At 39.7% G+C, this 9,408-nt stretch carries 14 protein-coding genes and 1 pseudogene; 9 read left to right on the top strand and 6 right to left on the bottom strand.

All coding sequences use genetic code 11. The features are described 5' to 3' along the window. A pseudogene (locus C7B62_RS08775) lies at positions 1-478 on the bottom strand (hypothetical protein); the annotation flags it as partial. 177 nt (positions 479-655) lie between these two features. Between C7B62_RS08775 and C7B62_RS26845 the strand changes: the two are divergent. Together C7B62_RS26845 and C7B62_RS08770 are read left to right on the top strand one after the other, a co-directional pair. Then, a complete protein-coding gene (locus tag C7B62_RS26845; RefSeq protein ID WP_255413994.1) occupies positions 656-778 on the top strand; it encodes a hypothetical protein in 123 nt (40 codons plus the stop codon). Positions 779-783: 5 nt separating this feature from the next. Beyond that, the gene (locus C7B62_RS08770) at positions 784-2,646 is read left to right on the top strand and encodes a type IV secretory system conjugative DNA transfer family protein (RefSeq protein WP_106234866.1); all 1,863 of its coding nucleotides are present in this window, start codon (positions 784-786) and stop codon (positions 2,644-2,646) included. Between the two features lie 149 nt (positions 2,647-2,795). On the opposite strand, the gene C7B62_RS26500 is transcribed toward C7B62_RS08770, so the two are convergent. From C7B62_RS26500 to C7B62_RS08755, 4 genes are read right to left on the bottom strand one after another with little or no spacing between them, the layout of a single operon-like run. After that, positions 2,796-3,188 (bottom strand): hypothetical protein, encoded by a 393-nt coding sequence (locus C7B62_RS26500; protein WP_233219879.1) that lies wholly within the window; start codon positions 3,186-3,188, stop codon positions 2,796-2,798. Positions 3,189-3,236: 48 nt separating this feature from the next. Next, the gene (locus C7B62_RS26495) at positions 3,237-3,509 is read right to left on the bottom strand and encodes a hypothetical protein (RefSeq protein ID WP_233219878.1); all 273 of its coding nucleotides are present in this window, start codon (positions 3,507-3,509) and stop codon (positions 3,237-3,239) included. Further along, positions 3,506-3,871 carry a hypothetical protein gene (locus tag C7B62_RS08760; RefSeq protein ID WP_199194116.1) on the bottom strand — a complete coding sequence of 122 codons (366 nt, stop codon included), beginning with the start codon at positions 3,869-3,871 and terminating at the stop codon, positions 3,506-3,508. The genes C7B62_RS26495 and C7B62_RS08760 overlap by 4 nt, the downstream gene beginning before the upstream one ends. Beyond that, positions 3,858-4,736, bottom strand: coding sequence for a hypothetical protein (locus C7B62_RS08755; RefSeq protein WP_233219877.1), 879 nt, complete (start codon positions 4,734-4,736; stop codon positions 3,858-3,860). The genes C7B62_RS08760 and C7B62_RS08755 overlap by 14 nt, the downstream gene beginning before the upstream one ends. 182 nt (positions 4,737-4,918) lie before the next feature. On the opposite strand from C7B62_RS08755, the gene C7B62_RS08750 reads away from it, so the two are divergent. From C7B62_RS08750 to C7B62_RS08730, 6 genes are all read left to right on the top strand, one after another. Continuing rightward, complete coding sequence (locus C7B62_RS08750) at positions 4,919-5,119, top strand: hypothetical protein (protein WP_106234863.1); 201 nt, start codon at positions 4,919-4,921, stop codon at positions 5,117-5,119. 13 nt (positions 5,120-5,132) lie between these two features. Further along, on the top strand, positions 5,133-5,432 hold the full coding sequence (locus C7B62_RS08745) for a hypothetical protein (protein WP_106234860.1): 300 nt from the start codon (positions 5,133-5,135) through the stop codon (positions 5,430-5,432). Next, positions 5,410-5,655, top strand: coding sequence for a DUF5615 family PIN-like protein (locus C7B62_RS26490; protein ID WP_233219876.1), 246 nt, complete (start codon positions 5,410-5,412; stop codon positions 5,653-5,655). Before C7B62_RS08745 ends, C7B62_RS26490 begins: the two co-directional genes overlap by 23 nt. Positions 5,656-5,681: 26 nt before the next feature. Then, positions 5,682-5,813, top strand: a complete 132-nt coding sequence (locus C7B62_RS26840) for a hypothetical protein (RefSeq protein ID WP_255413993.1) — start codon at positions 5,682-5,684, stop codon at positions 5,811-5,813. Between the two features lie 212 nt (positions 5,814-6,025). Further along, entirely contained in the window at positions 6,026-6,649 is a 624-nt protein-coding gene (locus C7B62_RS08735; protein WP_106234858.1) for a ParA family protein, read from the top strand. Between the two features lie 134 nt (positions 6,650-6,783). Further along, positions 6,784-7,305 (top strand): hypothetical protein, encoded by a 522-nt coding sequence (locus C7B62_RS08730; protein WP_146132072.1) that lies wholly within the window; start codon positions 6,784-6,786, stop codon positions 7,303-7,305. Between the two features lie 179 nt (positions 7,306-7,484). Here C7B62_RS08730 and C7B62_RS08725 read toward each other — a convergent pair whose 3' ends face one another. Continuing rightward, a complete protein-coding gene (locus C7B62_RS08725; RefSeq protein ID WP_106234852.1) occupies positions 7,485-8,654 on the bottom strand; it encodes a hypothetical protein in 1,170 nt (389 codons plus the stop codon). Between the two features lie 103 nt (positions 8,655-8,757). On the opposite strand from C7B62_RS08725, the gene C7B62_RS08720 reads away from it, so the two are divergent. Next, on the top strand, positions 8,758-9,408 hold the full coding sequence (locus C7B62_RS08720) for a LuxR C-terminal-related transcriptional regulator (RefSeq protein WP_106234849.1): 651 nt from the start codon (positions 8,758-8,760) through the stop codon (positions 9,406-9,408).

Below are 9,408 nucleotides of genomic sequence, written 5' to 3'. Positions count from 1 at the left end.
TATTAAGTAACTCTTTAACTGTAAACTGTAAACTCGCCTGTCTGGTTGCTCCTGCCTTTAAAACCTCAATACCTAGCATCGTACACATATAAGGTGGTTGGACTTTGATTCCTTCTGCTTCTAGCATCAGAATATCGAATTTAAGATGATGTCCGACTTTTAGTAATTTTGAATTGCCAAGTAACCGCCTCAAGCTATTTTTGTCCTCAATTTTGTCTAAATAAACAATCAGTACTGGCAGTTCTTCACTGTACGCCAATTGTAAAGTCTTCACCACACCAGGAGCAGGAGTGAGTCCTTTGGTTTCAGTATCAAGAGCAATAAAACTGCTATTGCGCTCGATCTCGGCTACCCATCGTTCTAAATGTTCTTCCCCCTCAATCACAAGATACTCAAAATCTTGTTTGCGTCTAGCTTTTAATTGAGCGAGCAAAGCATTACTTTGTTCTCTACTATAAAAATCAAATCTGCGGTTCATAGTTTGTTTTAAAAAATTTTATTAATTTGAATAAGCTAGTACTTTAGTTCGGACTATGCCAAATTGACTGAGAGTAATAGGGGACTAATGAACGACTTAAGATTGTTCGCATCATAGGGTAGTCCCATTGTTTAATCGTTAATTTGGAAAGGTAAACAGATAGTCTTCCTTCCTGTTATGTCCCGAATTATTGATTCCAAAGTTTTTCTGATGCTAATGGCGACAGCCATGCTTTTCTCAATTGGAGTAATGCCTACCTTTAAGTGGCAATTTGGAGCGATCGCTAGAGCTTTGACTTAAGAACAATGACTAACTATTTTGAATTCAACTCAATCGCTAAGACTCAAACTCAAGCCTCTGTAGTCGCCAGTCCTACATCTCAACCAAAACTTTGGGAGACAGAATTGTTTCAACTTTCAGCTATGGCAGGAGTTTTAGGTCTAGTAATGATTTGGGCATCTTTAGGTAACAAACAGCCCCAATTGACCTCTGCACGCATGGCTAACCGTTGGGATAAACTTCACGCCACTAACCTGGCATTTAAACACATGAAAAATACGGCAAGTGGTAAATGCAATCCCAGTGCAGCTTGGTGTGGTACGCCTCAATACCACTACAAGTTTTTAGGGTCTAAATGGGCATCTCGGTTACAGGTGTTGCTTCATAACACCATGCCTACTACCTGGATACCCGATATCGGTAGAGGAGTATTAGTTTTGGGTGCGCCTGGTTCGGGAAAAACCTTTTCCACCATTGATCGAATTTTAGAATCTCTTTTTGCTCAGGGTATAAGTGTCTTGCTCTATGACAAGAAGGGAGATCAGATGAAGCTGCACATGGCTCTAGCTTCTCGTTATGGCTATACCGTAGATGTTTTTGCCCCTGGTGGTGTGGGAACAGAAGAAGATGAAGACCCCAATACCTTAGGTAGCGACTATACCTGTGTCATTAATGTTCTAGATTTTATGAAAGACCCCCGCGATGCCACTACCGCAGGAGAGCTGGGTAAGATTTTAATTGATTCTCAAGGAGCAGGGGATGGCAAAAAAGACTTCTTTTTTCAAACTGGAGGAATGCTGGCTAAAGGCTTGATGCAGCTGGCTAAATCCAGTCAATATGCAGATTTATCGATGGTTTATGCCATCACTCAACTACCCAACCTGGTTAAGCGTCTTGATTGGGCTGTAAGACGGAATGACGACCAAAAACTCGATCCTTGGATTGCTGCAACTATTTCTAATTTTCTCTCTTCTAAAGACTCGGAAAAAACGGCAGCCAGTATCAAGACTACTGCTGAAATCACTTTTTCTGGCTTTATTCAAAACGACCTTTTACCATGCATGATCGGTAAGAGTACTATTCCCCTTTACCTCAAACCCAAACAGTTGTTGGTGATGAAATTAGATGACCGCAGACGCAGCGTGATTGCTCCTTTAATTACCATGTGTATGCACTTGAGTATTGTCGAGAACCTAAGTAAAAAAAGGAAAAATCCTTTTTGTTATTGTATCGATGAAGCTCCCAGTTTAGGAGTCTTTGCCAAGCTATCGGAATTTATCAACGAATATCGCTCTAACGGTGGCATCCCAATTATTGGCGCACAAAACTTGAATCAATTTTACGAACTTTATGGAGATAAGCGAGGTAAAGCTCTGGTCTCTGGTCTTTATACCCATATTTTATTTGGCCCCAATGATCCAGGTACAGCTGAAGAATACAGTAAAAAGTTTGGCAATAAAACCGTAGTCACTACTTCTGTCTCTCGTTCTACAGGACACAATGGTGGTTCTACTTCTACTAGTAAACAAATTCATCAAGTCCCCCTCATTAGCGTCGATCAGATCGAGCGATTTCCCCAGGGTAAGGCTATTATTGCCAATCCTGGTTATGGAGACAAAAATGATACCAGACGTCCTTTAATGGGTCGCATTGGCGTTCCGCTTGAAGATATTCAACGAGAACAAAAGGCTCAATCTGTAATCTGGAAAGAGAAAATTCGCCCCGCACTAGCTCAAAGAATGGCAAAAATTAAAGAGCAGCAACAAGATAACTATATCGATCTCAGTAAGCTCAATGCTAGAGAAAGACAAGATTGGACTACTGAACAGTTAAATCTTCGACTGGCAGCAGCGGAAGAACTATTACCCATGCCTCCAGAGTCAAAATAATTTTAGATTTTTGTAAGTACATATTTATATAACTTTATATTTATGCAGTTGCAGAATTGTATAAATAATCGACTTGAAGGTATCAAGAGGCTACCCCAACGCTTGATGCGATCGCGCCAGTTAAGTTCGGGACTCCGATTCTCTACTCATTACTCTATTGGAAGACTAGTTCTCATTTTCACTTCACTTTCTCCCGCTCTAACCATAATGGTGCGCACGATAGAGCCAAAAATACGCCATCCTACCAAACTTAAGCTGGCATGGCGTGTGGACATCAACAAATCTTCCAGTCTGATTTGAATTAATCCATCGAAAAGAATAGCATTTGCTAAAATAGTTTCTGAATCTCCTGGTAATGGTGGAAGATACATTCTTTGGGTTGAAGTAAACTTAAGCATTTCTCCCAAAAGTTGCTTGGCATAAGGATTATCAACGGTAATTGGCTGTAATCGTAGCAAAGTAGCGTACCGACGACGATTGGGTATGAGGTCGCAGGTAGAACTAGCAATGGCAAACTTCGCACCTGTGATGCGCTCTCCCATAAAGGAGGACACGGGTTCTGAGCCAAGCTCAGAACCGTGAGATGTCCGTTAAGCAGTATCAGAACTGATAATATCTCCTTGCAATAAAATAAATGGGTCTTCGTCTAGAGCGATCGCCCCTTGGTCTAGCAACACTTGATATTCTATAGGAGGTCGGACTAATGCACCATTGGCATTAAAAAGCTTTTGCCGTGCCTTAGTTTTGCCAATATTTTTAGCGAAAGATTGAATAATCGAGAGTGGCTGGATGTCATGGGAAAGGCTTTGAAGACTTGCCTCTAATTCTTCTAGACTCTCTGGAGTCTTATCTGTTGCGCTCAATCTAACTCATCCTCCAGAATAGGAGCTTTATTGCTGAAAGGTGGCTGGATTTCCTTGGGATCGAGCATAACATCATCATCGTCATCGAAGTCTGTATTTTCAGGCATCAAAAGCTCAAAACTATCTTTGATTGGGAGTTCTGGCAACTCTCCTAACATGGCAACCGCCTCGGCTAATACTTCTAGATTTTCACGGTCGGGATGTTTTTGAGCAGCGCGGACGGCTACTGTAATCATTCTCAATCCACCACGAAGACGATCTACATCACGTGCTAAACCATACATCTGCTGGAAGTCATCTTCTTCGATAATGCGATATTGCCCTGTTAACGAATTTTGATACTTTATTTTAGATAACACCATTATTTACTTCGTTTAGTAATCTTGCCACCGCACCATTTAAAGTAGCCGTACCGACATACTCTGCATATTTATTCAACTTCTCCCAAGTCTCTTGGCTAACTCGCACGTAAAATTCGCAACCCATTCCTTGCTTATAATTGATTCCTTCTTTTAATTGCCTGTAGTTCTCATTTTTATTACTAGAATCAGCTTGTCCTTTACCGCTCCGCATATGCGGTCGGTGACCAGATATAGGCTTTCCCTCAATTTCGGCGACAAGAGCCGAAATAACTTTCCCCGATGGAACTTTTCCCTTAGACGTTTCTACTGCTTTATGCCAGATTTCCTTCTGCTGCGCTGGTTCGAGCTTGGTCAAAGGTCTACATTGTCTTTCTGAGGTAGGCAAAATGAGAACCAATGGTTCTCGTTTTAGTTTTGCTTCTGGTTCGCCAGACAAGTTATCAACAACTTCTGCTGCACTGATAAGATAATCACTTCTACGACGAGTAAAGCCAAATCTATCTTGGCAATATTCTTGAAAAGTTTTGTGAGTAGAGCGATAAAGTTTTCTATCTCGAAGTTCTTTTAAAGCACATCCTGCTCTATAAAATGCTCTTTCTACCTCGCGTTCCAACTTTAATCTATCTCGTTCATCTTCAAAACTAAGTTCGTCATCACAGATGGCACGGGGGTCTACAGTACTCGAATTCGATTTGATTATCGTCCCCTCTGAAATGTTTGAGGTTTCCTCGAAAGCTTCGATTGGGCAGGACACCAAGTCTAAACAACTTGCTTCGCAATCGCTACCCCTCTCGCTCAACATCGCGTCCTTAAGTTCTTGTTTTTTTCGTTTTTCTTGCTCTACACTAATGTATAAATCAATCATGTTCAATTTTCGCGTGAATGGTTTCAATATAAAGGTGGTTAAAGTTTCTCAGGCTCAAGACCACCTTTATATTTATTGTAGCAAGTATACATGCAAAAATCAATTGTTAATTTTAATTTATTTGTATGGCTACCTGCTATAATGAATCTGTGCTTACCAAGCTTACCAATTAAAAACTTACTATGCCAGGAACAAAATCTAGCGGTCGTCCAGGGGGAAATCCAGACTTAAAAAAATATAGTTTTACAACAGATCGAGATGAACCCTTGAGAGAAAGATTGCAAATCAGAGTGCCAGCTTCCATGAAGCAAGAGTTGAAAGCCAAGGATAATTGGCAAGAATTTGTTCGACAAGCGATCGCCGAAAAACTTAATAGCGCGTAAACACAGCATAAACATGACTATTAATACTTCAAAAACCCAATGGCAGTTCTTAGAACCACGTCTCTCATCATGGCGTAAACAGCTTTATCTTAAGGGAAGAAAGCTGACTGCTTTTACTGTATGGTCGGATATGATTGTTAATGAGATGAGTCCAGAAGAGATAGCAGATAGTAAAGATTTACCAATAGCAGCAGTAAAAGAAGCGATCATCTACTGTGAAACTAATCGAGAACTGCTCGAACAAGAAGCAAAAGCAGAACGCCGTTATTTAGAAGAGAGAGGAGTCATTCTTGAGCCTAAGATTACTCATTGATGAGGACTCCCAAGACAAAGTATTAGTCAGATTGCTGCGAGAAGCAGGACATGATCTAGTTACAGTTAACGAAGCTGGTTTGATGAGCCAGCCAGATTCAACGGTTTTTAGCTATGCTATCGATAAAAATCGCATAGTATTGACTCTTAATTGTCGAGATTTCAAAGCTCTTCATCAAGCCAATCCTAATCATCCTGGTATTTTTAAGGCGCGTTTTGAGTAGGAATATTCCCACTCAAAAGCCGCCGTGTGGTTTACCAAGAAGCCGATCCTTTAAAGAAGATGAGCTTTAAAATAATCGTGTTTGCGATCGCTAATTTAGAAGCTGCTCAAATCCCTCTCCAGAATCAATTTATCTCACTCAATCATTGGAATTACTAAACCAGCTTTAATAATTATTTAACCAAGTTTTGGTCTAATTAATTTTTGTTATTCGACCAAAATTTTTCTGTTGCTATACAAACGCTTAAACCATCTATTTTGCAATTACAAAAATACAAAATTGTAAAACTTTATAATTTTGTAAGCTTATCACTCTACCATTTCAGAATTACAGGTGTTATGTTAGGCGGTGTAAACATCATAAGCAAGTAATGGATATTTGTATTTTGGGGCTTAAAGGGGGCATAGGTAAGACCACGACTGCGATTCACCTGGCAGCTTATATGCAACAGTTTGGAGATACACTGCTTATTGATGCTGATAAAAATGCCTCTGCTTTACGATGGGCAGACAGGGGTAATTTGCCTTTTAAAGTCTGCAATGTTGAGGGATCGGTAAAACACATTAGAAAAGCCAAACATATCGTAGCGGATACTAAAGCCAGACCAGAAAGAGAAGATATAAAAGCAGTAGCCAAAGAGTACGATCTTTTAATTATGCCTAGCCCGCCACGGGTATTGGACTTAGATGCGTTACTTAAAACTAGGGATATTTTGGTTGAGTACGGAACTAATTACAAAGCACTATTAACCATTACGCCTCCACCCAGAAAAAGACCAGGAGGAAGCGAAAAAATACCAAGTAGTAAAGAACAAGAAGCCCGAGAACTTTTAGAAGCAGAAGAGATCCCGGTATTTGTCTCAACAATTTACCAGTACACGGCGATCGAAAAATCCCCTCTGGCTGGAGTAACTGTCGATCAGTATGAAGATAGTTATTCAACTGTAGCTTGGGAATGTTATCAAAATCTAGGTAGGGAGATTTATGTTCAATAACTACGCCCAACCCTTCGGGTATGAACGCAGCACGAAAGAACCCAATCTTTCTGAAAATTAACGTTTACCATTCGCGATCTACTAATTTAATTTGTAAAAACATAATTGGAGGCATTGGAGGCACAGAATTTACGATGGCAAAAAATAAGTTGAGTTTGGCAGATCTTAGTCGTCAACGAAAAAAAGTTCTTGAGGAAATTGATGAATCACCTCCTACTTCTAATTTTACTGAAATTGAATCTAGTCAAACTTCTTGCTCGATAAGCTCAACGGGGGAGTCCCCCGCAACGCTTTCTCGCGCTGATGAAACTAAATCCATTCAGTTTAAAAATGAGGACGAGGCTGGGAAGAATGGCAAGCGATTGCCTCAAGTTGAGACAACAGAATCTACTTTGACTGTAAATCGAAACCCCGATATCAATCATTCACCAGTTGAAATCGAAGTTTCAGAAGAAACTAAGGGACCAGGTAGACCGAAAAGCTTGCGTAGCGATCCAAACTATGAAACTACCACTATTTTTCTCCATCGGGGAACTAAAGCTAAAGCTCGTTATCATCTTGCCACCCAAGAACAGAAGCAGGATCTACAAGTTCTCATCAACGACCTATTAGAGGACTGGGTTACGAAGCGAGAACAAAATAGTGCCAATATATAATTATGCAATTGTACATTTATATAAATACATAATTATGTCATCACATAATTATACAATTTTGTAGTGATATATTTTCACTCTTGGTTCAAACTGTTCCTTCTATAATTATGCGATTTCACAATGGCACAAATATACAATTATGTACTTATGCCACTATAGAAGTATGAAAATGCAAAAAACTACCCCAATAGTCCGTCATCAAATTTCTTCTTACTCTTAGATCTTCGATAATTTTTAGATTTTGATAACTTAGGATTTTGACCGAAGCCTTTTGATGATTCGTCTGCTTTGGGAGCAGAAAATTCTGGGGCTGCAACTTTTGAAGGTTGACTATCGACAAATTTTGGTATTTCAGTATGCCAATCTCTTTCTTTTAGCTCGAATGAACAGATATCCTGATATTGTTCTAGCCAATACTTTTGGTGAATCGATTGGGGGGCTTGAGGATGCTCTTTTGCAACTAGGGCATTACCCCACAATAAATCCGTGCGCTCGGCTAAATAAAATATGGGTTCGGCAAACCACGGGCAGTACATATACCAATTGACCAGACAAGCCTTTAAAACTAACTTGTCGATGTCTACTCCTACCATACTTAAGACTTGATTGCTGGCTTCTAGAGTCATTACTCCCGTCCCGATGGCAGGCTCACAACCTCTTTGGAGTCGAGTATCTAGCTGCTCGCCAAAGAGCATTTTTCCCATCATATTAGCTACAGAACCAGGAGTAGGGAAATAGCCAGTATGTTTTTGAGAACCCTTCCCCTTGGATTCAGCGATTAATACTCCAAAGTAGTCCTTTGGTCGATATAGCAAGGGAAAAAGATCGAATAATTGATAAAGAACCATGCTGCATCCTTGACAGCTATGGGGTTCGGGAGGAAGTTTTCTAAACCAGGGGTGAGGATGACCGAAGCCGTAAAGCAGCCAGTCTAGTAAATATTCGACTCTAGTCATAATATTGACATAGCCTCCCTGGGTAAGCATTTTATCCAAACAGATATCGAGCATTTTTCGCCCCTTATCGTGGCTGGAAACATAGCCTTCGCCAAAGGTAATTTGAGGAATTGGCTCTTGGGGCAGAATCTGATTCTGAATATTTTCTAGCCGTTTATCTGGATTTGGTTCTTGTAAGAGATGATATTTTTCAGTAGGTACAATTTGTAGCCTCATCCAGTATTCCCATCGACCATAAAGCATACTGTCAATATGAAAAAGGTAGGGTTTGAGCCAGCCTGGTTCTAACTCTCGTTTTAAGTTGGGAATGTATTTAGTCTTTAATTCTTGTTGGTCATAGTCCCTGGCAATAATACAAGTATTGGGAATTGAACTGAAGAGTGAAAAACGCATATTTTAAACAAAAATATAATTACGCTTTTCCTAAGTTGCCAAACTTACCAAATTGGCAATAGCTGAATAAAATGGTGGATGTGAGTTGTCTTGGTTAGAATCCATGTCCAAAACTATTGCCTTATTTAGCAACAACCTGTTCTATGTCATTGGAGTCAAAAATTTTGTTTCTAACCACCAACTGCAAAACATTACTTTAAAAGACTTAGAAAAAAACAGTTTGGCAGAACTCTTAAATAATATTGAGATTGCTACAGTTACCAGTGATTTTCTACCGACTGTAGAGACGATAAATTTTATTGAATCGTTACTTAAGACTCAAGTTAAAGTAATTTATTTTACCTCAGAACCAACGTCAGAAATTATTCCTCAGCTTTGGGCGATTGGTTGTCAGGGGGTTGTAGCTCAATCCCAACTAGAATCACAATTAACAGTTGCCATTACTGCTATTGATAGTGGTGGAAGTTACTATTCTCAAGGCATTTTAGATAATTATATGACTATGCTCGGCTCGTTGGTAAAACTATTTGCCGATTTAGATTTGGTACTAGACAAACTTACTCCTAAAGAGCTGGAAATATTTGAGTTGTATGTAGTGGGAGAATCTTTAGTCAGTATCATGAAACAACTAAATATAGCCAAAACCACCCTAAATACCCATATGGAATCAATCCGAACTAAATTTGGTGTTCGGGCAAATCGGGAAATTATTGCTAAATACCAGATTTGCCAATTACGCTCAAAATTTTGTTAA

It is taken from the genome of Pleurocapsa sp. CCALA 161, from assembly GCF_003003995.1.
Classification (GTDB): Bacteria; Cyanobacteriota; Cyanobacteriia; order Cyanobacteriales; family Xenococcaceae; genus Waterburya.
This window is presented reverse-complemented; position numbering and strand designations above follow the sequence as displayed.